Origin of the sequence: Aquibaculum sediminis (assembly GCF_040712085.1) — a bacterium.
Lineage (GTDB): Bacteria > Pseudomonadota > Alphaproteobacteria > Kiloniellales > DSM-21159 > Aquibaculum > Aquibaculum sediminis.
The window spans coordinates 383,406-404,494 of the sequence record NZ_JBFCVK010000003.1; the positions used below are offsets into that span (position 1 = coordinate 383,406).

The following is a 21,089-nucleotide window of genomic DNA, read 5'->3' on the forward strand; positions in this document are numbered from 1 at the left end:
GGCGTGTCGACCCCTGCCGGCGGCAAGCGCAGCCGGTGGGGGTCGTCCCCGTCCTTTCCTGTGACCGCTGGGCGCCAGGGGAACAATGGGCAGGCTTTCCTACATCAGCCGGCGGCTGGTCAAAGGGCTCTTCGTCCTTCTGGCCATCGTCATCCTGAACTTTTTCCTGATCCGGGCAGCGCCCGGCGACCCGGCCCAGGTCATGGCCGGGGAGGCCGGCGCCTCCGACGAGATGTTCATCGAGCAGCTGCAGGAGCGTTTCGGTCTCAACCGGCCCCTGCACGAGCAGCTCTTCATCTACGTCAAGGGCATCGTCACCCTGGATATGGGCTGGTCCTACCGGCAGGATCAATCGGTGGCCTCCCTGATCGGCCAGCGCCTGCCGGCGACGCTGCTACTGACCGGCACGGCCTTTTGTATCTCGCTCATGTTCGGCGTGCTCATGGGCGCCCTGGCCGCGGCACGGGTCGGCAAGTGGACTGACTCGCTGATAACCACGGTCGCGCTGATCTTCTATGCCACGCCGCTCTTCTGGATCGCACTCATGGCGATCCTGCTCTTCTCGGTCTATCTCGGCTGGCTGCCGGGTTTCGGCATGGTGAGCGTGGGCGCCGGCTATACGGGGCTGGCCTATATTGGTGACATACTGGCGCACCTGGTGCTGCCGGCGCTGACACTCGGCCTCTTCTACACCGCCGTCTATGCCCGCATGACCCGTGCCTCGATGCTCGAGGTGATGGAGATGGACTACGTCAAGACGGCCAAGGCCAAGGGCGTGGCTCCGGGGCGGATCACCCGCGTGCATGTTTTGCGCAACGCGCTCCTGCCCGTCATCACTCTGGCCGGCATCCAGGCGGGGCAGATGATCGGCGGCGCGGTGCTTACGGAAACGGTCTTCGCCTGGCCCGGCATCGGGCGGCTGATGTTCGATGCCCTGCTGCAGCGCGACTATAACCTGCTGCTGGGCATCTTCTTCGTCTCCTCGGCGATGGTGGTGCTCTTCAACCTGATCACCGACCTCGTCTACACCTTCGTCGACCCGCGAATCGAGGTGTCGTGATGCGGGATTTCTGGAAACGCTTCTCCCGCAATAAGGGCGCCGTCATCGGTTTGGGCATCCTGATTGCGGTGGTGCTCCTGGCGGCCCTCGCGCCGCTGCTCTACCCCGACAGTCCCTGGCGGATGGTGCAGCGGCCCTTTCTGCCGCCCATGGAGATGGACGGCTTCTGGTTCGGGACCGACACGCTCGGCCGCGACATCGGCGCCGGGCTTGCCCATGGCGCGCGTATCTCGCTGCTGGTGGGGGTCGTCTCGACCCTGGTGGCGCTGTCCATCGGGGTCACGCTGGGTGCATTGGCCGGCTATTATGGCGGCCTGCTGGACGATGCGCTGATGCGCTTCACCGAATTCTTCCAGACCATCCCAAACTTCGCCCTGGCCATCGTGCTGGTGGCGATCTTCCAGCCCTCGATCACCTCCATCGTCCTGGCGATCGCCATCGTGTCCTGGCCGCCGGTGGCGCGCCTGGTGCGCGGCGAGTTCCTCTCGCTGCGCAGCCGGGAGTTCGTCCAGGCCTCCGTGGTGATCGGCCAGTCGAATGCACGGATCATCCTGACCCAGATCCTGCCGAACACGCTTTCCCCGGTGATCGTCATGGCCTCGCTCATGGTGGCCACTGCGATCCTGCTGGAATCCTCGCTTTCCTTCCTGGGCCTGGGCGATCCCAACCACATGTCCTGGGGCTACATGATCGGTGCGGCGCGCACCGTGCTGCGTCAGGCCTGGTGGATGAGCTTCTTCCCGGGCATCGCCATCCTGCTGACCGTGCTGGCCCTCAACCTCGTGGGCGAGGGCTTGAACGATGCGCTCAACCCGCGTCTGGCGCGCAAGGGGAGGTGACCATGAGCACGCAAGAGCCCCTGCTCCGGGTCGACGGCCTGACGGTGCGCCTGCCGGCCGGCGCCGACCGGCAGCACGCGGTGGAGGACATCTCCCTCGAGCTTCAGCGCGGGGAGATCCTCTGCGTCGTCGGCGAGTCCGGCTCCGGCAAGTCGATCACCGCCAACACCATCATGGGGCTCCTGCCGCGCCCCTATGTGGAACCGGTGGCCGGCCGGATCATGTTCGAGGGTCGCGACCTGCTGCAGTTGCCGGAATCGGCGCTGCGCGCCCTGCGCGGCAGCCGCATCGGCATGATCTTCCAGGAGCCGATGACCGCGCTGAACCCTGTGATGCGCATCGGAGACCAGATCGCCGAGGTCTTCAACACCCACGGCGCCCTGGGCAGGAAGGCGCGCAAGGCCAAGGTGGCGGAACTGCTGGACAGTGTCGGCCTGCCCGAGCCGGAAACGCTTGGCGAGTCCTATCCCTTCCGCCTCTCCGGCGGGCAGCGCCAGCGCGTGATGATCGCCATGGCCCTGGCGCTGGAGCCGGCCATCCTGATCGCCGATGAGCCGACCACGGCACTGGACGTCACCACCCAGGCGCAGATCCTGGCCCTGATCAAGCAGATCCAGGCGCAGCGGGACATGGGCGTGATGTTCATCACCCACGATTTCGGGGTGGTGGCGGAGATTGCCGACCGCGTGGCTGTGATGCAGCTGGGCAAGGTGGTGGAATCCGGCCCGGCCCGCCAGGTGCTGGACGATCCGCAGCATGCCTACACGCGGCGCCTGGTGGGCTCCGTGCCGGCCTTCGAACCGCCGGCGGCGCGGCCTCGGGTGGAGGGTGAGCCGATCCTGCGTGTGGAAGGCCTGCGCAAGACCTTCGTGGTTGCCCGCGGCATTTTCACCAAGGGCCGGGAGGTGGCGGCCGCCCAGGACGTCAGCTTCCAGATCCGGCGCGGCGAGACCATCGGGCTGGTGGGCGAAAGCGGCTCGGGCAAGTCCACGGTCGGGCGCTGCATCGTGCGTCTGCTGGATGCGGATGGCGGTGCGATCCGCTTCCGCGAGGAGGTCGACCTCAACGCTCTGCGCGGCCGGGCGCTCGCCCCTTATCGACGGCATGTGCAGATGGTCTTCCAGGACCCCTATGCCTCGCTGAACCCGCGGCGCAAGGTGGGCCGCATCATCGCCGAGGGGCCGATGGCCCATGGTGCCTCGCGCGACGAGGCCATGGCCCGCGCCCGGGAGCTGCTGGCCCTGGTGCATCTCGATCCCTCGGCCGCCGAGCGCTATCCGCACGAATTCTCCGGCGGGCAGCGCCAGCGCATCGGCATAGCCCGGGCCCTGGCCCTGGATCCGGAGCTGCTGGTGGCCGATGAGCCGGTTTCGGCGCTCGACGTCTCGGTGCAGGCGCAGGTGCTCGACCTGCTGGAGGAGATCAAGCAGCGCCTCAAGCTGGCAATGCTCTTCATCACTCATGACCTGCGGGTGGCAGCCCAGATATGCGACCGGGTTGCGGTGATGCAGCGCGGCCGTATTGTGGAGTATGGTGAGACGCGGCAGGTTTTCGCCGAGCCGCAGCACGACTACACCCGCTCCCTGCTGGCTGCGGTGCCGGGCAAGGAGTGGCAGATTCCCGAATCCGCCCGCCTGGCGGTGCAGCAACAACAGGAAGCCATTGCATGAGTCTCGATCCAAAGCTCCAGCAGGACATCATCGACGCGGTCGACCAGGGGTTCGACGAGGAGGTCGATTTCCTCTGCGAGCTGGTTCGCCATCCCTCCCTGCGCGGTCAGGAGCACACCGCCCAGGACTTCTGGTTCGATCACCTGAAGCGCCGCGGCTACACCATGGACCGCTGGCAGGTGCGGGTGGAAGACATTGAGCACCATCCGGGCTTCTCACCGGTCAAGGTGGACTATTCCAACGCCATCAACGTCGTCGGCACCCATCGTCCGCGGGAGGAGACGGGCCGCTCCCTGATCCTCAACGGCCACATGGACGTGGTGCCGGTGGGGCCGCTCGACATGTGGAGCAGCCCGCCGTTCGAGCCGCGCATCGAGGGCGACTGGCTCTACGGCCGCGGCGGCGGCGACATGAAGGCGGGTCTCGCTGCGAACCTGGCGGTGATGGATGCCTTCCGCCGCCTGGGCTACCAGCCGGCGGCGACCGTGCATCTGCAGTCGGTGGTGGAGGAGGAGTGCACCGGCAACGGCGCGCTTTCCTGCCTGGTGCGCGGCTACAAGGCCGATGCCGCGGTGATTCCCGAGCCCGAGGACGAGATGCTGGTGCGGGCGAATACCGGCGTGCTGTGGTTTCGGGTCCACGTCCGGGGCCATCCGGTGCATGTGCGCGAGGCCGGCAGCGGCGCCAACGCCATCGAGGCCTCCTTCAAGGTGATGCAGGCCCTGCGCGAACTTGAAGCGCGCTGGAACGAACGCAAGGGCGACCATCCCTGGTTCGAGGATCTGGATCACCCGATTAATCTGAACTTCGGCAAGATCGAGGGCGGGGACTGGGCCTCATCGGTGCCGGCCTGGTGCTCCTTCGACTGCCGCATCGCACTCTACCCCGGCGTGGCGGCCAAGGATGCCGCGGCGGAGATCGAGGCCTGCGTGCGCGAGACCGCGCGCAACGACCCCTATCTGGGCAACAATCCGCCGGAGGTGGAGTGGAACGGCTTCTTCGCCGAAGGCTATGTGCTGGAGCCGGGCAGTGATGCAGAGGCCCAGCTGGCTGCCGCGCATCAGCAGGTCTTCTCGCGCCAGCTGGAAGAGCTGGTGACCCCGGGCTATCTCGATGCCCGTGTCTTCGTGCTCTACGGCGACACACCCTGCCTGGTCTATGGGCCGAAGTCCGACAACATCCACGGCTTCGACGAGCGGGTGAGTCTCGCGTCCCTGAAGCAAGTGACCCGCACGCTGGCGCTCTTCACCGCCAACTGGTGTGGCCTGGAGCCGATCAAAGGCTAAGGCTTGGAACAGGCTGTCCGTGATCTGAGTCTCGGTGAGGTTAGTCAACGACGTGGTGATTTCAAGAAAGCCGGATACGAACCTGCCCCATTACCTTAAAAAATAGACCGGATTCACGCGCTCAATCTGAAACCTTGTGGTTCAGATTGAGCGCGATCCGGGGGCTTCATCTCGCAAGCGATGCCGCGGGTCAGGTTCCGCGTAACTTACCCGCACGCCTGACTCTATAGGCATCGACGCTGATCGGTCCCGGTCCCGCGAATACGAAGTAGAGGAACAGGAAGCAATAGAGGATCGCTGCGTCGCCGCCGTTGTTGACCGGCCAGAAGCTCTGGGAGGCGTGGCCCATGAAATAGGCGAAGGCCATGGTGCCCGAGGCAAGGAACGCAGCAGGACGAGTGAACAGCCCAACCGCGACCAGCGCGCCGGCCACGAGTTCGACGAGACCTGCGTAAGCGGCCGGATGCGAAAAGGTCCACCCGAATCCGGCGCTCTCGCCCCCAGGGAAAAAGAGGAACTTCTGCGTCCCGTGCGCCAGGAACAGCAGGCCGGACATGATCCGCAGGACACTGAGCATCCGCGGCGCAAAGGCCGTCAAGCGATGTTCGTTCATGGGTCGCTCTCCTATCGATCCAGGCTACGATACGCTGGGTGGCGCCTGCAGGACGAGGCCCTGACAGCGCCCCCTGTTGTCGTTGTCGACCACGCGCCCTTCGGCCACTGGAACACCCAGACCTTGATCGCGGCGCTGCGTCACGACCGCCTCGCTGCCCCTGGGTGCTCGACGGCCCGATGAACCGCCTGCGCTTAGAGCGCTACGTTGAAACCCAGTTGGCGCCGACCCTGAACCGCGGGGGCGTCATCATTCTCGACAACCGATCAAGCCACCACAGCACTAAGGCGTCCGGAATACGACAGAGCATCGGTGCCTGTTGCGCTCCTCTCTGGCTGGAAAGCTGTCGTGAGAGGAGCGCATCGCTGTGCCGATCAGCTCGCCTTGGCGAAGGCCTTCACCAGGCGCACGATCTGGGAGCGCAGGTTCTCGTCCTCGATCGAGCCCACTGCCCGCGCCAGTTCCAGTGATTGACGGTCCAGCGGCTTGGCTTCCTCGGTGGCCGCGCCTTCCAGGCCCTCGAAGAAATAGCCCACCGGCACGTCGAGCACGTTGCAGATGTCCCAAAGGCGGCTGCCGCTGATGCGGTTGGCGCCGCTTTCGTACTTCTGCACCTGCTGAAAGCTGACGCCCAGCTTGTCGGCCAGTTCGCTCTGGCTCATGCCCAGAGAGACGCGGCGCTCCCTGAGGCGACGCCCGATGTGTATGTCGGTCTTGTGATACATCTGGTTACCTTTCCCTTCGCTGGGGGATGAAGTTTCGAAGATCGGCGTGGGACCCCGGTGAAACCTGTTCCTGTACTGTCGCCTCTCTTGAAACGGGCAGGCGCGTACCCTGACACCTGGCGCGCGGTCTGAGTTCCGAGGCGGAAGAGCACTCGTTGCACAACCACAACGAACAGCGGGCCTTACGGCTCCATTGTGATCCGAGAAAGACGGATGGTTGATGGTTGCAGGTCGGTGACCCCCTCCTGTCCAAAGGGCCTCATGTTGGGTTCAGGCCGCCGCTGCTGTGCAGACGCGGGCCGAAGGGCGTCGGCACCGCAAGCCTCGGCAACCCGGCAGTTCAACCGTCTGTCGTTCGGTCTCAAAATGCTGTCCCCTGGAAAGGGAACCGGCGTTCCGCTGTTCTCATCTGTAGGGCAACCACATCGCTTTCAATACCCTCGGGCGAATGCCCGGACCAAACAACACGTATATTGGGGGGTGCGACCCTCCATTGGTGGACATCGCACTCCTAGCTACCATTGCAAGATGATTTATCCGGTTGCCGAGGACAAGATGCTGAACCGCCGTGCCGCGAATTTGTCACTTTTCAGCCGGTCTTGTCAGACCCGCTTCGGCCCGTCACTCTCCACGCTGTCATGACCGCTGCGCCCCATCCTTTCCATGTTACCGGCCTCGCCAAGAGCTTCGGCGAGAAGCAGGTGTTGCGTGATGTGGAGCTCACTGTCCGACGCGGTGCCGCCACGGTGCTGATCGGGCCCTCCTCCTCGGGCAAGACCGTGCTGCTCAAGTGCATGCTCGGCCTCCTGCCTATCGATGCCGGCAGCATTGAAATCGAAGGCCGCGCGCAGGCAGGCCTGAACGCCGCGCAGCGTCGCGAGCAGGCTGATCGCATCGGCGTCGCCTTTCAGCAGAACGCGCTGTTCGACAGCATGACCTGCTGGGAGAACGTGGCCTTTCGCTTGCTGCAGCGTCGGGACCGGGACCCTGCGGCAGCGCGGGCGCAGGCCATCGAGCAGATCGGCCGTTTCGGACTGCGCCCCGAAGTGGCCGACCGCTATCCAGCCGAGATTTCCGGCGGCATGCAGAAACGCATCGCCCTGGCCCGAGCCTTCGTCAGCCGGCCGGATATGCTCCTGCTCGATGCCCCGACCGATGGTCTCGATCCGATCATGACACGCCACACCAACCGCCTGATCCGCGCAGCGGTGCAGGAGAGCGGTGCGACGGTCTTCGCCATTACCACGGACATGCGCGCCGCACTGGAGTTCTATGACCGCCTGATGATGCTGCATGACGGCCGTATCATCTGGGAGGGCAGCACCGACGAAGCGCGCCGGGCCGAGGAGCCGCGACTGCGCCAGCTCCTGGAAGGGCGCAGCGAGGGACCGATCCGCATGGCCGTGCGGGCATGATGCAGAGCGGGTATCCCTTGCCATATCCTGCGGCGGGCATGGATCGGTGTCTTAAATTCTGTGTGCGGGTACCCCGTCCGGATTTGGGCGTTTATTTGGATCGCATGGCGATTCCAATTGCGCGCAATCCGCTCTAGACTGCGAACCGATTTCATTCTGGGGGAGGTTTAAGGAAAAACCATGAGCCGTCGATTCTCGTTTGCCGCCGGCCTTTTCGGCGCCGCCGCCATCGCCTTTGCCGGACTGTCGGCCGCGGCGCAGGAAAGCGCACCGGTCACCGTCGAACTCAACAAGGTTGAGCAGATCGATAACGCCTGCCGGGCCTACCTGCTCTTCGAGAACGGCCATGACAGCCGCTTCGACGAGTTCCGTCTTGATCTCGTCTTCTTCGACGGCGAGGGCGTGATCGCGCGGCGCATCGCGGTGGAGGCGGCGCCACTGCGGGCCGACCGCTCGGTGGTGAAGCTCTTCGACCTTTCGGACCTGCAGTGCGACACGATCGATCGGGTGCTGCTGAACGACATCGCACCCTGCGCCGATGAGAGCGGCGCCCGGGAGGATTGTGTCGATCTGGTCGAGTTGCGCTCGCGCAGTGACATCGAGTTCTTCCAGTAAAACGGCCGGCGTGCCGGGGAGCAACAACCCCATTGGCTGAGGCCTGTCCCTTATCCGCGGTTCCGGAGTCCGGCGGAGCGGCGCCGCCGTTGCATGCGCGCTTCGAGCCGCCGCGCCCGGCGCCGCTGGTCGAACCGCGCGAACTCAGCGGCTATCTCGCCGAGGCCCATCGCCTGGCGCGGGGGGAACTCGACCTCATCTCCATCTGGCCGCAGTGGGGTTATAGCGGGAAGTTCCGCGGTCTTTCCGTGCTGCGACGCTGGGTCTTCGTGGCGCTTTCGCCCGACGCGGTCCGCCATGTCCTGGTTACCAATGCGGAGAACTATCCCAAGAGTGACCTGATGGAGCGGGCGCTGCGCGAATTGGTGGGGGACGGCATGTTCATCACCAATGGCGCCAACTGGCGCTGGCGCCGCGAACTCGCCAAGCCCGCCTTCACCTCAGTGCAGGTGGGGCGGATGATGGAAGAGGTGCCCCCGGTGGCCGAGGCGCTGGTGGAGCGCTGGAAGGGCCTGCCGGAGGGTACGCCGGTCAGCATCTCCGATGCCATGACCGCGGCCACCGCTGAGGTGGTCTGCCGCGCGCTCTTTTCCGTGCCGCTGGGGCTCGACCGTGCCTTCGATCTGGGCAAGGCCTTTGCCGACTACCAGGAGTACGCAGCGCCCTTCGACGTCGGCTTCCTGCTGCGCCTGCCGGCCGCGATGCGCCCGCCGGCCTTTCGCTCCCGTAGCGCGGCCAAGCGCATTCACCGCCTGCTGGACGGCCTGCTGGAGGAGCGGGCGCGCCGTTCGGTCGAGCGCAGCGATTTCGTCGATCTGCTGGAAGAGGGGCGCGATCCGCAGCGCGATGCGCCGCTGACCCACGAGCAGAAGCGCGAAGAAGCGGCGGTCATGCTGCTGGCCGGGCACGAGACCTCCGCCTCGGCGCTGTCCTGGACCTTCTATCTCCTGTCACAGGCACCGGAGGTCGAGGCGCGCCTGACCGCGGAGCTGGACGAGACCCTGGGGCTGCCGGGCTCGGCCCGGGCGCCGAGCTACGACGACCTGCCACGCCTGCGCTACACGGCGGCGGTGGTACAGGAAACGCTGCGGCTCTATCCGCCGGTGGCGCTGCTGCCGCGCGAGGCCAAGCAGGAAGACCATATCCGCCGGCGGAAGATCCCGGCGCAGTCGCTGATGTTGGTGCCTACCTGGCTGCTTCATAGACACGAGGGCTACTGGAGCGATCCCCACGCCTTCTGGCCGGAGCGCTTCCTGGAAGACGGGGAGCGACGCACGCCCTTCTCCTTCCTGCCCTTCGGCGCGGGGCCGCGCACCTGTCTCGGCGCTTCCTTCGCCATGGCCGAGGCGACCCTGCTGCTGGCCAGCCTCTATCGCCGTTTCCGCTTCCGGCTCAAGCCCGGCGCAGAGGTAAAGCCGGTCTGCCGCCTGACGCTGCGGCCCAAGGGCGGGCTGGAGATGGTTCTGGAGCACCGCCGCAGCCCGTGAGGACGGCCTTAGGGAGGTCGGGTAAGCCGAATGATCACCCGTCGTATCTTCAACGGCTTCCTCGTCGCCGGTCTCGCCGCACCAATCACCATGTCGCCGTTCATCATGCCGGCGCGGGGCCAAACCGGCGGCGGGGTCGAGGACGCTATTGCACCGCTAGGTCAGTTGCACTCAATCCAGATTCAGCGCGGCGACGAGGTTCTCTTGGCTCAAGCCCCGCGCGGACCCGGGCTGGACAGGGTCGCAAACATCAAGTCGTGCTCCAAAAGCATCGTTGCCTTGATTCTCGGCACCTGCATCGCGCGAAACGAGATTGCTTCGGTTGAAGCGCGCCTTGTCGATGTCGCGCCCGATCTCGTGCCGCACGATGCCACCGTCGGCGTCCCGGGGATTACGCTGGAACATCTGGTTTCGCTCACAGCAGGCCTGGAATCGACCTCTGGCGGAAATTACGGCAGGTGGATAGCATCTTCGAACTGGGTATCGGATGTTCTGACCCGGCCCATGGTCGCGGAGCCGGGCACCCGTATGATCTATTCGACCGGCTCGACGCATGTTTTGGGCGCCGCACTGACCCAAGCTTCGGGCGAGACACTTCTTGATCTTGCGCGCGACCGGTTGGGCCGCCCGATGGGATTTGAGGTCCCGCCCTGGTCGCGCGATCCGCAAGGTTTCTATCTGGGCGGTAACGAGATGGCGCTGACTCCGCGCGCCATGCTCGCGATTGCGCTCATGATGCGCGATGGGGGCAGCTACGAAGGAGATCAGATCATTCCAACCGACTGGATCGACGCCTCTGTTGTTCCACGGGCACGCTCACCCTATTCCGGCATGGAGTATGGATATGGTTGGTTCATCACCGAAACCGGCTATATCTTGGCACGCGGCTTCGGCGGTCAGGTCATCGCAGCCCATCCCGAAGCCGGTCTCGCCGTCGCAATCACCTCGGACCCCACCCGCCCCGCATATTCCGAGGGGTATTTCGGTGATCTCGTAAGCCTGCTCGATGGGCCTGTTCTCGACCTGGCGCACCACGGCTGACGCGCCGAGACTGAACATATAGATCGTGAATACGTATTAGGACTGCACTCGGCAGAGGGTCGATTCGTTCTCGGAATCGCGCATGAGGTTCTGCAGCGAGGCCTCATCGCCCTTCACCCACCAGATGTAGGGGCCGCCGGCGTAGCGGGCGCCCGAGCCGGAAAGGACGTTGGAGGCCACAACGAAGCTCTCGTCCAGCGCCAGGGCGACCAGCGAGACATCGCCGGCGTTGATGTACTCGGCCTCCACCGCTTCGCCCTCGCAGTCGTAGCGCAGCTTCTGGGAATCGACGCTGGCCGCGCCCGGCACCGCGATGGTGATCTTTCCCGGCTTCGGGGCATCGCGGTCGCGCATGCCGTCACCGGCGCAGCCGGCCAGCAGCAGGCCCAGTCCGGCCGCCATCACCGTTCTGGCGGTCACACTTCTTGCAGTTCGCGCAGGTCGCCTTGCGGCTGTGTGTAAGAAAAGCGTCATGGTTGCCTCCCTATTTTTCCTTTGGTTGTGCAATCATGGGCGGGCGGCAGCCGTGCGGCAAGGCGGCCTTTCCGGCCCCTGTCTTCCCCCTGTCATCTTTCGCTGGTAGAGGCACAGACTCCGCCGGCCGACAGGACGAGCCGGGGTTTTTCTGCCGTCGATGGGAATCAGCCGGAATGCCGCGTCATGTTACCCTTGCCTTGCTCGCGCTCTGCGCGCCGGTTCTGGTGGTGCTGGCCGGGCTGGTGGCGGCCGGATTCCTGGCTTGGACCTGGGCGATCCTGGCGGTGCTGCTGATCGCTGCGATTCAGTTGCCGCTGTTGATCGGCCACTTTCACCACCTGAGAACCATCTTGGCCTATCTCGGCAAGCTGCGGCGCGGCGGCGGGGCGGCCATCGGCATGGTGCAGCACTGGGAAGGTGGCGCCACCCTGCTGACCCCGGGACTCGATGTCGCCCTCAAGGAGACCGCACGCGAGCGTGAGCGCCAGCAGCAGGCAGTGGAAACCGCGATGGCCGCCAACGAGGCCATCCTGTCCAATCTTCCCGACCCTCTGCTGCTGCTGGACGGCAAGCGGCGCATCCTGCGCGGCAATCCGGCGGCCGAGGCGCTGTTGGGCAGCGAGCTGGCGGGGCGCGACCTGGTGGCGGTGCTGCGGCAGCCGGACCTGCTGATCGCGGTGGACCAGGCGCTGGCCGGCCAGCGAGCGGAGCCTGTCGATTTCGACCTGCCGGGGCCGGTCGAGCAGCACCTCAGTGCCCATGTCGTCGGCCTGGAGATGCCGGCTGTGGAGGGGCCGGCGGCGGTGGTTGCCTTGCATGACCTGACCGCCATCCACCGGGCCGAGCGGATGCGCGCGGACTTCGTCGCCAACGCCAGCCACGAGCTGCGCACGCCTCTGGCCAGCCTGCTCGGTTTCGTCGAGACCCTGCGCGGGCCGGCGCGCGACGATCCGGCGGCGCTGCAAAGTTTCCTGCCGATCATGCACGAGCAGGCCGAGCGCATGACCCGCCTGGTGGAGGACCTGCTCAGCCTGTCGCGCATCGAGCTGCGCGAGCACAGCCCGCCGAGCGGCCGGGTCGATCTCGCGCGCACGCTGGATGCCGTGGCCCGCGGTCTGGCCTTGCGCGCAAAAGACCGAGGCATGCGTCTGGACTTCGACCTTGCCGGCTCTCCCGCGGTGCTGGGCGAGGAGGACGAGCTGACCCAGGTCTTCCAGAACCTGATCGACAACGCCATCAAGTATGGCCGGGATGGCAGCACGGTGCGTGTGGTGAGCCGCCCCGGCAATCCGGAGGAGGATGCTTTCGCCCGGCGCCTGGGCGCTCCCTGCCTGGCTGTCGCCGTGCACGACCAGGGCGAGGGCATTCCGCGCGAGCACCTCTCGCGTCTGACCGAGCGGTTCTATCGCGTCGATACGGCGCGCTCGCGCAAGCTGGGAGGCACGGGCCTGGGGCTGGCCATCGTCAAACACATCGTCAATCGTCACCGCGGTTTGTTACGGATCGAAAGCGCAGCCGGTGAGGGTTCGGTCTTCACCGTCTATCTGCCGCTGGCACCGGCGGCGGAACTGCGCGGGAAAGACAAAAGCGGCGCACGTCAAAAAACCTTAACACAAACGCAATAAGCTGGACTTCGTCAGCGGGTAGGTCTCGGCCATCCGCGCAACATCACCAGGCCCACCTGGGTCCGGAGATCGAGTTGCCGCGGCAGTGCCAAGAGGAGGCAAAGTCCGATGAAGAATGTCATGCTTGCAACGGCGGCGGTCGCTGCCATGGGACTGATGGCCGGCGATGCGCTTGCGCAGGCACGCGATCAGATCCGGGTGGTGGGCTCCTCCACCGTGTTCCCCTTCTCCAGCCTGGCGGCCGAGCAGTTCGGTCGTATCGGCGAGTTTCCCGCGCCCGTGGTCGAATCCACCGGCACCGGCGGCGGCATGCGGCTGTTCTGTGGCGGCGTCGGCGTCGAGCATCCCGACATCACCGGTGCCTCGCGCGCCATGAAGCCCTCGGAGTGGGAGAACTGCCAGGCCAATGGCGTCGAGGACGTGACCGAGATCCAGCTCGGCTTCGATGGCATCACCCTTGCGGTTTCCCTCGACGGCGAGGCCATTGACCTCACCCGCGCGCAGCTCTTCCAGGCGCTGGCGGCGGAGGTTGAAGTCGACGGCGAGATCGTCGCGAACCCCCACGAGCGCTGGTCCGACATCGACGCGGATCTGCCGGACCTGGAGATCACCGTTCTGGGCCCGCCGCCGACCTCGGGCACCCGTGACGCCTGGGTCGAGCTGGTGATGGAAGAGGGTTGCGACGCCTTCCCGGCCATCGCTGCCCTGGCCGAGAGCGACGAAGATCGCCACGCCGAAGTCTGCCAGCGCATGCGCGAGGACGGGCGTTTCGTCGAAGCCGGCGAGAACGATAACCTGATCGTGCAGCGCCTGGTCTCCGAGCCCGACAACTACGGCATCTTCGGCTACAGCTTCCTGGCCGAGAACACTGACTCCATCCAGCCGGCGGCCATCGACGGCGTGGAGCCGAGCGAAGAGACCATCGCCGACTTCTCCTACCCGGTGTCCCGCCCGATCTTTGTCTATGCCAAGAATGCCCATCGCAACGCCATTCCTGGCCTCGAAGAGTTCATTGCGGAGCTCACCGACGACCGCGCCTTCGGGCCGGACGGCTACATGACCGATATCGGCCTGATCGCCATGCCGGAAGAGCGCCGCGCAGAGGTGCGCGCCGCAGCCGAAGGCGGAGCGACCTTCAGCCGCTTCGAGTAACCTGGTTTTTGTTCCGGCGGCGCGCTTCGGTGTGCCGCCGGTTCTCCATTTCTGGTGTTGCAGTTTGATGACCGGACCCCTGCCATGTCCTTTTCCCTGACCCTGGCCGTTCTGCTGCTGCTCTCGGCCGCCGGCTATTGGGTCGGGCGCACGCGTGCCGTCGATCTGGCGGCGCGAGGCAATGGACGCCTGCACAGCCTGCCGAGCTATCACGGTTTCTACGTGGCGCTATGGGCGGGCATTCCTGCCTTCGTGTTGCTCCTGGCCTGGGGGGTGGCGGGCGATCGCATCGTGGAGGCCCTGGTGCTGGCCGGACTGCCCGATGCTCAGACCGCCACGCTCACGAACAGCGAACGCGCGCTTCTGCTGGCGCAGATCCGCAACGAGGCTGCCGGCGTCGGCTTCGGCACTCCCGAACCGGTCGTGGCGGTCGCAGCCGAGCGCCTGGTGGAGCTGCGCAGCTTCAGCGCCTGGATCGTTTCATCGGCGCTGATCGCCGGTGCGCTGGCGGCGCTGGCCTGGGCGCTGCGCCGCCTGGCGCCGGAGCTGCGCACCCGCAACGGCGTGGAACGGACGCTGCGCCTGGCCATGGCGCTCTGCTCGGCGCTGGCGATCCTGACGACGCTGGGCATCGTGATGTCGCTGATCTTCGAGGCGCTGCGCTTCTTTTCCCGCTACAGCCCCTTGGACTTCCTTTTCGGCCTGCAATGGAGTCCGCAAACCGCGATCCGCGAGGATCAGGTGGGCTCGTCCGGCGCTTTCGGTGCCCTGCCGGTTGTCTGGGGCACGCTCTTCATCTCCCTGATCGCCATGACCGTGGCCGTGCCCGTGGGCCTGATGAGTGCAGTCTATCTGGCGGAATATGCCACGCCGCGGGTGCGAAACTGGGTGAAGCCCGTGCTGGAGATCCTGGCGGGCATACCCACTGTGGTCTATGGCTTCTTCGCCATCCTGACCGTCGCTCCCATGGTTCGCGAGGTCGGGCAAACCCTGGGTCTCAGCGTCGCCGCGAACAGTGCGCTGGCCGCGGGCCTGGTGATGGGACTGATGCTCGTTCCCTTCGTCTCCTCCCTTTCCGACGATGTGATCAACGCCGTGCCGCAGTCCCTGCGCGATGGCGCGGCGGGACTGGGGGCGACGCGCTCGGAAACCGTGCGTCAGGTGGTGCTGCCGGCGGCCCTGCCAGGGATCGTCGGTGCGGTGCTGCTCGCGCTGTCGCGCGCCATCGGCGAGACCATGATCGTGGTCATGGCGGCGGGCCTGGCGGCCAACCTGACGGTGAACCCCTTCGAGGCCGTGACCACAGTGACGGTCCAGATCGTCTCCAACCTCACCGGCGATACGGAGTTCGACAGCGCCAAGACGCTTTCGGCCTTTGCGCTCGGGTTGCTGCTCTTCTGCGTGACCCTCTGCCTCAACGTGATCGCTCTCGGCATCGTCAAGCGCTATCGGGAAATCTATGACTGACAGCTTGCAGATCACCGGTGTCGGCGCCTCGCTGCACACCACGCCGGCGGCGCAGCAGCGCCTGCGGCGGCGCTATGCAGCCGAACGGCGCTTCAAGGCCCTGGGCCTTTTCGCCGTGCTGTTCGGCCTGGCGATGCTCGCCTTCCTGCTGACCACCATCGTCAGCCAGGGCTATCGCGCCTTCGTCCAGACGCATGTGAGCCTGGAGGTCTACCTGGACCCCGAGGTGATCGACCCGCGCGGCACCGCTGATCCGCGCGACCTGGCCCGGGCCGACTACCAGAGTTTGGCCGAAACAGCGCTTTACGGTCTGTTCCCGGCGGTCGAGACGGCTGCCGAGCGCCGCGCCCTGCGGGGCCTGCTGTCCCAGGGGGCGGGGCTGGAGCTGCGCAGTCGCATCCAGGCCGACCCGGACATCATCGGCACGAACCTCAGCCTGCCGCTGCTGGTCAGCGGCAGCGTCGACCAATTGAACAAGGGTGTGTTCGACCTGGAGTCGGGCCGACGCCTGCCGGTGAGCGAGGAACAGATCGCCTGGTTCGGCGAACTGGAGGCGCAGGGCCGCATCTCCGCGCCCTTCAACTGGGGCCTCTTCACCCGGGCCGACAGCCGGGAGCCGGAGTTGGCCGGCCTGGCCGGGGCGCTGACCGGCTCGCTCTACCTGATGGTCGTGACCTTCGTGCTATCCTTCCCGCTGGGCATCGGGGCGGCGATCTACCTGGAGGAGTTCGCGCCGAAGAACCGGCTCACCGACCTGATCGAGGTCAACATCAACAACCTGGCCGCCGTGCCCTCCATCGTCTTCGGGTTGCTCGGGCTCGCGGTCTTCATCCAGGTTTTCGGGTTGCCGCGCTCGGCGCCGCTGGTGGGCGGCATGGTGCTGGCCTTGATGACCCTGCCGACCATCATCATTGCCACCCGGGCCAGCCTGAAGGCCGTGCCGCCCTCGATCCGCGAGGCGGCGCTGGGCATCGGCGCCTCGCGCATCCAGACCGTCTTCCACCACGTCCTGCCGCTGGCCATGCCCGGCATCCTGACCGGTGCCATCATCGGACTGGCCCAGGCGCTGGGAGAGACGGCGCCGCTGCTCATGGTGGGGATGAACGCCTTCGTCACCAGCGTCGGCGACTCGGTGACCAGCCCGTCCACCGCCCTGCCCACCCAGGTCTACATGTGGGCCGACAGCCCGCAGCGGGGCTTCGTCGAGCGCACATCGGCGGCCATCATGGTGCTGCTCGGCTTTCTGATCGTGATGAACGCGCTGGCCGTGTTCCTGCGGCGGCGCTTCGAGAGGCGGTGGTAAACCCATGTTCAAGGAAGAGTACGCCCTGATGCAGACTGCCAGTCCTGCCCCAAACGCTCCCGCCCCAGATGCTGCCGGCCAGGCCGCGACGGTCCCAATGCCCGACGTCAAGATGTGCGCGCGCCAGGTGCGGGTGCACTACGGCGCCAACGAGGCCCTGCACGGGATCGATGTCGACGTCCGGCGCAATGAGGTGCTGGCGCTGATCGGCCCATCGGGTTGCGGCAAGTCCACCTTCCTGCGCTGCCTCAACCGCATGAACGACAGCATCGAGGGCTGCCGGGTCAGCGGCAGCGTGACCCTGGACGGGGTCGACATCTACGATCCGGCCCTGGACGTGGTGCAGATCCGGGCCCGGGTGGGCATGGTGTTCCAGAAGCCCAACCCCTTTCCCAAGTCGATTTACGACAATGTGTGCTATGGGCCGCGCATTCATGGCCTGACCCGCAACCGCACGGAACTGGACGAGGTGGTGGAGAACAGCCTGCGCCGGGCCGGCCTGTGGGAGGAGGTGAAGGACCGCCTGGCGTCGCCCGGCACTGGGCTGTCCGGCGGCCAGCAGCAGCGGCTGTGCATCGCCCGGGCGATTGCCGTCAGCCCCGAGGTGATCCTGATGGACGAACCCTGCTCAGCGCTGGACCCCATCGCCACGGCGCACATCGAGGAGCTGATCGACGAACTGCGGCGCAACTACACCATCGTCATCGTCACCCACAACATGCAGCAGGCGGCACGCGTGAGCCGGCGCACCGCGTTCTTCCACCTGGGCAATCTGGTGGAAACCGGGGACACGGAGACGATCTTCACCAATCCAGGCGATCAGCGCACCCAGGACTATATTACCGGTCGCTTCGGCTGAGCCGGGCAGGAGGAAAAGGCATGGCGGGTTCATCGGAGCACATCATTCGCGCCTACGACGAGGAATTGCAGTCGCTCAACGGCCTGATCGCGCGCATGGGCGGCTTGGCGGAAAGCCAGCTTGCCGCCGCGGTCGATGCCCTGGTCAAGGGCGACACGGAGCGGGCGCAGCGGATCGTGGCCGGGGATCGGGCGCTGGATGAGCTCGAGCAGGAGATCGATGCCGCGGTCGTGCGCATGCTGGCCCTGCGCCAGCCGGTGGCCGGTGATCTGCGCAGCGTCGTGGCGGCGCTGAAGATCGCCTCCGACCTGGAGCGCATCGGCGACTATGCCAAGAACGTGGCCAAGCGCTCCACGGCCCTGGCCCAGAGCCGCCAGATGGAGACCTTGGGCGCGATCGCACGCATGGCGCGCCTGGTCCAGGCCGGCATCAAGCAGGTGCTCGATGCCTACCTGCAGCGCGATGCCCGCCTCGCCCTGGACGTCTGGGAGCGCGACCGCGAGATCGACGAGATGTACACCGGGCTGTTCCGCGCCACCCTGACCTATATGATGGAGGATCCGCGCAACATCACGCCGGCCACCCATCTGCTGTTCATCGCCAAGAACATCGAGCGCATGGGCGATCACGCCACCAACATTGCCGAGGTGGTGCATTTCATGGTGACCGGCAATCGGCTTGAAGGCGGCCGGCCCAAGGGCGACGCCTCCAGCTACGCGGTGGTGGAGCCGGAAAGCCCGCGGTCCGGTGGGGAGGGGAAATAGAGATGAGCGCGACGATTCTTCTGGTCGAGGACGAAGCGGCGCTGATCACGCTGCTGCGCTACAATCTGGAGAAGGAAGGCTACCGCCTGGTCGAAGCCCACGACGGCGAGGAGGCGCTGGTGGTGGCGAAGGAGGAACAGCCGGACCTGATTCTGCTCGACTGGATGCTGCCGCTGCTCAGTGGTCTGCAGGTCTGTCGCCAACTGCGCCGCAACCCGGAAACCCGAGAAACGCCGATCATCCTGCTCACCGCGCGCGGCGAGGAGACCGACAAGGTGCGGGGCCTGGAGAGCGGGGCCGACGACTACATCACCAAGCCCTTTTCCCCGGCCGAGCTTTTGGCCCGCATCCGGGCGGTGCTGCGCCGCAGCGCCCCGGCGACCACCGCGGAGTCCTTGTCCTTCGAGGACATCACCATGGACCTGACGGCGCACCGAGTTAGCCGCGGCAACAAGTCGCTGCACCTGGGACCCACGGAGTATCGCCTGCTGCGTCACCTGCTGCAGCAGCCCGGACGGGTCTATTCCCGCGAGCAGCTGCTGGATGCCGTCTGGGGGCGCGATGTCTATGTGGAACTGCGCACCGTGGATGTGCACATCCGGCGCTTGCGCAAGGCGCTGAACGACGGCGGCTTGCCGGACCTGATCCGCACGGTGCGTTCGGCCGGCTACGCCCTGGATCGTCCGACTGCCTGAAGCGGCCTGCCTTACGGAATTATGCGCTCTGGACCTTGTAAGCCGCTCCTGGCGCCTTATATTGCAAATCAGTCGCACTACAAAGTATGGAGACGGTCATGCAGCGTGATGTGGTCAAGACCCTGACCTATGCCGGCGTCCACTTCGCTGTGGCATTCGGCGTGGTTTACCTGCTGACCGGCTCACTGCCCATCGCCACTGGTGTGGCCCTGCTGGAGCCGCTGGCCAACACCTTCGCCTATTTCCTGCATGAGCGGGCCTGGACCCGGTTTGACAAGCGGCGCGCTGAGGCAGCGCGCCCGGGCCCCCCACAGGCGGAGCGTCTGGCGGCGGTCTGACAGCGGCTGGCCGTGCGACCTGCTCACTCCGTCGAGCCGTCTTCTCGCGGCGGGTCGCGATGCCAGTTCCAGGAGGGACGCGGCCATAGGCCGCGGTTCCAGTCCCGAGGATAAACCAGGGCGGCGAGGAAGCCGGTGACCGTGTGGCCCGTATCGCTGAGCGGCAGGACCAGGGAATCGAAAGCCCACGCCTCACCCGCAATGCGGCGTCGACCCGCGGCGCTGCGCGGCTTTCCGTCGGCCAGCACGACTTCGAACAGCCGCTGGCAGAGACTGCGAAAGGCTGGCTCAGGCAGGTCGTCGAAGGTCGCGCCGGTGAGATCGTAGCCTGCCGCCTGGGCGACCCCGGTGCCGATCAGGCGGTAGCGGAAGAGGGGGCGGTCGGGCTGCTGGCTGTCCGGTTGCGGGCTGTCCGGGGGGCGGCGGGCCACCTCCACCAGCATGACATCCTTGAGAATATCGTGCACCGCCGCCGGATCGATGTCGGCGCGCGCCGGCATGGACCGATCTTCGCGTAGGGATTGCCAGTAGCGGTGCAGCCTGAGCAGCGTTTGCTGCTCGGTCACGACGCCTTCAGCGTGCCCCATTCTGCGCCAAAGGTCGTTCATTGGCCCCGCTTTTCAGGAGTGCCGTACGGTTGTACTGCCATCTACTTCCGCTTCTCCATCGTAGCGGCGCAGCTTTGCCACGCGACGCGCGTTCTGCCAAGACCACAGAAGGGGAGCCGCCTTTCGAGGGGTGGTGCGGACGCGATGGGCCGTCACGCGGAGAGCAGGATGTTCACCCCGTTGACCAGCAGGAAAAGGGCGAAGGCCCGGCGCAGCCAGCGGCTGCTGATGGCATGGGCGATTCTGGCGCCCACCGGGGCGAAGAGGCTGGTCATGGGGATCAGCACCAGGAAGGCGGCGATGTTGACATAGCCGATGGTGAAGGGGGGCATCCCTTCGGTCTTGTCGAGCCCACTGATGATGAAGCCCAGGCTCCCCGGTACGGCAATGAGGATGCCAATGGCCGAGGCGGTGCCCACGGCGATCAGCGGTTTGAAGGAACAGAGCACCAGGGTCGGGACGGTAAAGGTGCCGCCGCCGATGCCGATCAGGGTCGACAGCCCGCCGATGACCGACGCGGTTGCGGCCTTGGCCGCGCCGCGGGGCGGCTCCTGCGCCAGCACATAACCCTCCTTCACGAAAGCCATGTAGGCCGCGACCAGCAGGGCCATGCCGCCGAAGACGATCTTCAACCCGCTGGCGTCGAGCCAGGCGGCGATCACCGAGCCGATGACGACGCCCAGCACCACCCAGGGTGCCCAGGCCTTGAAGATGCTCCAGTCGATGCTCCTGCGCTTGCGGTGGGCGCGCACCGACATCACCGAGGTAACGACGATGGTGGCGAGCGAGGTTCCCACCGCCAAGTGCATGCGATGGGCCTCGGTCACGCCGAGAAAGGTGAACATGTAGAGCAGCACCGGCACGATGATCATGCCGCCGCCCACCCCCAGAAGGCCGGCCATGGTGCCGGCAATCGCCCCGGCCACGAGGAGCAAGACAACGAAGTGGGCCAGGGTGCCCAGGTCCAAGGCTTCCATTCAGCACGGCTTTCAGGTGAAGGTGGGAAGGGGCATCACAGTCTGACGGGCACGACGGCAGCCGTGCCCGGCG

At 66.2% G+C, this 21,089-nt stretch carries 21 protein-coding genes; 16 read left to right on the forward strand and 5 right to left on the reverse strand.

The window, feature by feature from the left end; genetic code table 11:
• Positions 1-85: 85 nt before the first annotated feature.
• Genes ABZ720_RS06920 through ABZ720_RS06935 form a run of 4 tightly spaced genes read left to right on the forward strand, consistent with a single transcriptional unit; the run spans position 86 to position 4,855 of the window.
• Positions 86-1,060: an ABC transporter permease gene (locus tag ABZ720_RS06920; protein ID WP_366554776.1), complete on the forward strand. Its 975-nt coding sequence runs from the start codon at positions 86-88 to the stop codon at positions 1,058-1,060.
• The gene (locus ABZ720_RS06925; RefSeq protein ID WP_366554777.1) at positions 1,060-1,899 is read left to right on the forward strand and encodes an ABC transporter permease; all 840 of its coding nucleotides are present in this window, start codon (positions 1,060-1,062) and stop codon (positions 1,897-1,899) included. The genes ABZ720_RS06920 and ABZ720_RS06925 overlap by 1 nt, the downstream gene beginning before the upstream one ends.
• A gap of 2 nt (positions 1,900-1,901) precedes the next feature.
• The gene (locus ABZ720_RS06930; RefSeq protein ID WP_366554778.1) at positions 1,902-3,569 is read left to right on the forward strand and encodes an ABC transporter ATP-binding protein; all 1,668 of its coding nucleotides are present in this window, start codon (positions 1,902-1,904) and stop codon (positions 3,567-3,569) included.
• Positions 3,566-4,855, forward strand: coding sequence for an ArgE/DapE family deacylase (locus ABZ720_RS06935; protein ID WP_366554779.1), 1,290 nt, complete (start codon positions 3,566-3,568; stop codon positions 4,853-4,855). Before ABZ720_RS06930 ends, ABZ720_RS06935 begins: the two co-directional genes overlap by 4 nt.
• Before the next feature lie 190 nt (positions 4,856-5,045).
• Here ABZ720_RS06935 and ABZ720_RS06940 read toward each other — a convergent pair whose 3' ends face one another.
• The gene (locus ABZ720_RS06940; protein ID WP_366554780.1) at positions 5,046-5,468 is read right to left on the reverse strand and encodes a DoxX family protein; all 423 of its coding nucleotides are present in this window, start codon (positions 5,466-5,468) and stop codon (positions 5,046-5,048) included.
• A gap of 374 nt (positions 5,469-5,842) precedes the next feature.
• Positions 5,843-6,193 (reverse strand): helix-turn-helix domain-containing protein, encoded by a 351-nt coding sequence (locus tag ABZ720_RS06950; protein ID WP_366554781.1) that lies wholly within the window; start codon positions 6,191-6,193, stop codon positions 5,843-5,845.
• A 638-nt stretch (positions 6,194-6,831) separates the two neighbouring features.
• Between ABZ720_RS06950 and ABZ720_RS06955 the strand changes: the two genes are divergently transcribed.
• The 4 genes from ABZ720_RS06955 (at position 6,832) to ABZ720_RS06970 (ending at position 10,751) form a co-directional block, all read left to right on the forward strand.
• Entirely contained in the window at positions 6,832-7,608 is a 777-nt protein-coding gene (locus ABZ720_RS06955) for an ABC transporter ATP-binding protein (RefSeq protein ID WP_366554782.1), read from the forward strand.
• Positions 7,609-7,788: 180 nt separating this feature from the next.
• Complete coding sequence (locus tag ABZ720_RS06960) at positions 7,789-8,223, forward strand: Tat pathway signal sequence domain protein (RefSeq protein ID WP_366554783.1); 435 nt, start codon at positions 7,789-7,791, stop codon at positions 8,221-8,223.
• 32 nt (positions 8,224-8,255) lie between these two features.
• Positions 8,256-9,710: a cytochrome P450 gene (locus tag ABZ720_RS06965; RefSeq protein WP_366554784.1), complete on the forward strand. Its 1,455-nt coding sequence runs from the start codon at positions 8,256-8,258 to the stop codon at positions 9,708-9,710.
• 30 nt (positions 9,711-9,740) lie between these two features.
• Positions 9,741-10,751, forward strand: a complete 1,011-nt coding sequence (locus ABZ720_RS06970; protein WP_366554785.1) for a serine hydrolase domain-containing protein — start codon at positions 9,741-9,743, stop codon at positions 10,749-10,751.
• A gap of 36 nt (positions 10,752-10,787) precedes the next feature.
• Here the strand turns inward: ABZ720_RS06970 and ABZ720_RS06975 are convergent, their stop codons facing one another.
• Positions 10,788-11,171: an MliC family protein gene (locus ABZ720_RS06975; protein ID WP_366554786.1), complete on the reverse strand. Its 384-nt coding sequence runs from the start codon at positions 11,169-11,171 to the stop codon at positions 10,788-10,790.
• Positions 11,172-11,401: 230 nt separating this feature from the next.
• Here ABZ720_RS06975 and ABZ720_RS06980 point away from each other — a divergent pair, with 230 nt between their 5' ends.
• The 8 genes from ABZ720_RS06980 to ABZ720_RS07015 all read left to right on the forward strand — a co-directional run bounded on the left by ABZ720_RS06980 (position 11,402) and on the right by ABZ720_RS07015 (position 19,431).
• Positions 11,402-12,853 (forward strand): ATP-binding protein, encoded by a 1,452-nt coding sequence (locus ABZ720_RS06980; protein ID WP_366554787.1) that lies wholly within the window; start codon positions 11,402-11,404, stop codon positions 12,851-12,853.
• Positions 12,854-12,961: 108 nt separating this feature from the next.
• A complete protein-coding gene (locus ABZ720_RS06985; protein WP_366554788.1) occupies positions 12,962-14,005 on the forward strand; it encodes a substrate-binding domain-containing protein in 1,044 nt (347 codons plus the stop codon).
• Between the two features lie 84 nt (positions 14,006-14,089).
• A complete protein-coding gene (gene pstC / locus ABZ720_RS06990; protein ID WP_366554789.1) occupies positions 14,090-15,472 on the forward strand; it encodes a phosphate ABC transporter permease subunit PstC in 1,383 nt (460 codons plus the stop codon).
• Positions 15,465-16,775: a phosphate ABC transporter permease PstA gene (pstA, locus tag ABZ720_RS06995; RefSeq protein ID WP_366554790.1), complete on the forward strand. Its 1,311-nt coding sequence runs from the start codon at positions 15,465-15,467 to the stop codon at positions 16,773-16,775. Before pstC ends, pstA begins: the two co-directional genes overlap by 8 nt.
• Before the next feature lie 97 nt (positions 16,776-16,872).
• Positions 16,873-17,634 (forward strand): phosphate ABC transporter ATP-binding protein PstB, encoded by a 762-nt coding sequence (gene pstB, locus ABZ720_RS07000; protein ID WP_366554791.1) that lies wholly within the window; start codon positions 16,873-16,875, stop codon positions 17,632-17,634.
• Positions 17,635-17,654: 20 nt separating this feature from the next.
• Positions 17,655-18,398 (forward strand): phosphate signaling complex protein PhoU, encoded by a 744-nt coding sequence (phoU, locus tag ABZ720_RS07005; protein ID WP_366554792.1) that lies wholly within the window; start codon positions 17,655-17,657, stop codon positions 18,396-18,398.
• 2 nt (positions 18,399-18,400) lie between these two features.
• A complete protein-coding gene (gene phoB / locus ABZ720_RS07010) occupies positions 18,401-19,093 on the forward strand; it encodes a phosphate regulon transcriptional regulator PhoB (protein ID WP_366554793.1) in 693 nt (230 codons plus the stop codon).
• 98 nt (positions 19,094-19,191) lie between these two features.
• Positions 19,192-19,431 (forward strand): DUF2061 domain-containing protein, encoded by a 240-nt coding sequence (locus tag ABZ720_RS07015; protein WP_366554794.1) that lies wholly within the window; start codon positions 19,192-19,194, stop codon positions 19,429-19,431.
• A 23-nt stretch (positions 19,432-19,454) separates the two neighbouring features.
• Here the strand turns inward: ABZ720_RS07015 and ABZ720_RS07020 are convergent, their stop codons facing one another.
• Positions 19,455-20,018, reverse strand: coding sequence for a PAS domain-containing protein (locus tag ABZ720_RS07020; protein ID WP_366554795.1), 564 nt, complete (start codon positions 20,016-20,018; stop codon positions 19,455-19,457).
• Between the two features lie 173 nt (positions 20,019-20,191).
• Positions 20,192-21,016: a sulfite exporter TauE/SafE family protein gene (locus tag ABZ720_RS07025; RefSeq protein ID WP_366554796.1), complete on the reverse strand. Its 825-nt coding sequence runs from the start codon at positions 21,014-21,016 to the stop codon at positions 20,192-20,194.
• Between the last annotated feature and the right edge of the window lie 73 nt (positions 21,017-21,089).

Bases quoted from the DNA above. Each gene is read 5' to 3' on its own strand.
- ABZ720_RS06920 (WP_366554776.1), top strand. From the start codon at position 86: ATGGGCAGGCTTTCCTACATCAGCCGGCGGCTGGTCAAAGGGCTCTTC.
- ABZ720_RS06925 (WP_366554777.1), top strand. From the start codon at position 1,060: ATGCGGGATTTCTGGAAACGCTTCTCCCGCAATAAGGGCGCCGTCATC.
- ABZ720_RS06930 (WP_366554778.1), top strand. From the start codon at position 1,902: ATGAGCACGCAAGAGCCCCTGCTCCGGGTCGACGGCCTGACGGTGCGC.
- ABZ720_RS06935 (WP_366554779.1), top strand. From the start codon at position 3,566: ATGAGTCTCGATCCAAAGCTCCAGCAGGACATCATCGACGCGGTCGAC.
- ABZ720_RS06940 (WP_366554780.1), bottom strand. From the start codon at position 5,468: ATGAACGAACATCGCTTGACGGCCTTTGCGCCGCGGATGCTCAGTGTC.
- ABZ720_RS06950 (WP_366554781.1), bottom strand. From the start codon at position 6,193: ATGTATCACAAGACCGACATACACATCGGGCGTCGCCTCAGGGAGCGC.
- ABZ720_RS06955 (WP_366554782.1), top strand. From the start codon at position 6,832: ATGACCGCTGCGCCCCATCCTTTCCATGTTACCGGCCTCGCCAAGAGC.
- ABZ720_RS06960 (WP_366554783.1), top strand. From the start codon at position 7,789: ATGAGCCGTCGATTCTCGTTTGCCGCCGGCCTTTTCGGCGCCGCCGCC.
- ABZ720_RS06970 (WP_366554785.1), top strand. From the start codon at position 9,741: ATGATCACCCGTCGTATCTTCAACGGCTTCCTCGTCGCCGGTCTCGCC.
- ABZ720_RS06980 (WP_366554787.1), top strand. From the start codon at position 11,402: ATGCCGCGTCATGTTACCCTTGCCTTGCTCGCGCTCTGCGCGCCGGTT.
- ABZ720_RS06985 (WP_366554788.1), top strand. From the start codon at position 12,962: ATGAAGAATGTCATGCTTGCAACGGCGGCGGTCGCTGCCATGGGACTG.
- pstC (WP_366554789.1), top strand. From the start codon at position 14,090: ATGTCCTTTTCCCTGACCCTGGCCGTTCTGCTGCTGCTCTCGGCCGCC.
- pstA (WP_366554790.1), top strand. From the start codon at position 15,465: ATGACTGACAGCTTGCAGATCACCGGTGTCGGCGCCTCGCTGCACACC.
- pstB (WP_366554791.1), top strand. From the start codon at position 16,873: ATGCCCGACGTCAAGATGTGCGCGCGCCAGGTGCGGGTGCACTACGGC.
- phoU (WP_366554792.1), top strand. From the start codon at position 17,655: ATGGCGGGTTCATCGGAGCACATCATTCGCGCCTACGACGAGGAATTG.
- phoB (WP_366554793.1), top strand. From the start codon at position 18,401: ATGAGCGCGACGATTCTTCTGGTCGAGGACGAAGCGGCGCTGATCACG.
- ABZ720_RS07015 (WP_366554794.1), top strand. From the start codon at position 19,192: ATGCAGCGTGATGTGGTCAAGACCCTGACCTATGCCGGCGTCCACTTC.
- ABZ720_RS07020 (WP_366554795.1), bottom strand. From the start codon at position 20,018: ATGGGGCACGCTGAAGGCGTCGTGACCGAGCAGCAAACGCTGCTCAGG.
- ABZ720_RS07025 (WP_366554796.1), bottom strand. From the start codon at position 21,016: ATGGAAGCCTTGGACCTGGGCACCCTGGCCCACTTCGTTGTCTTGCTC.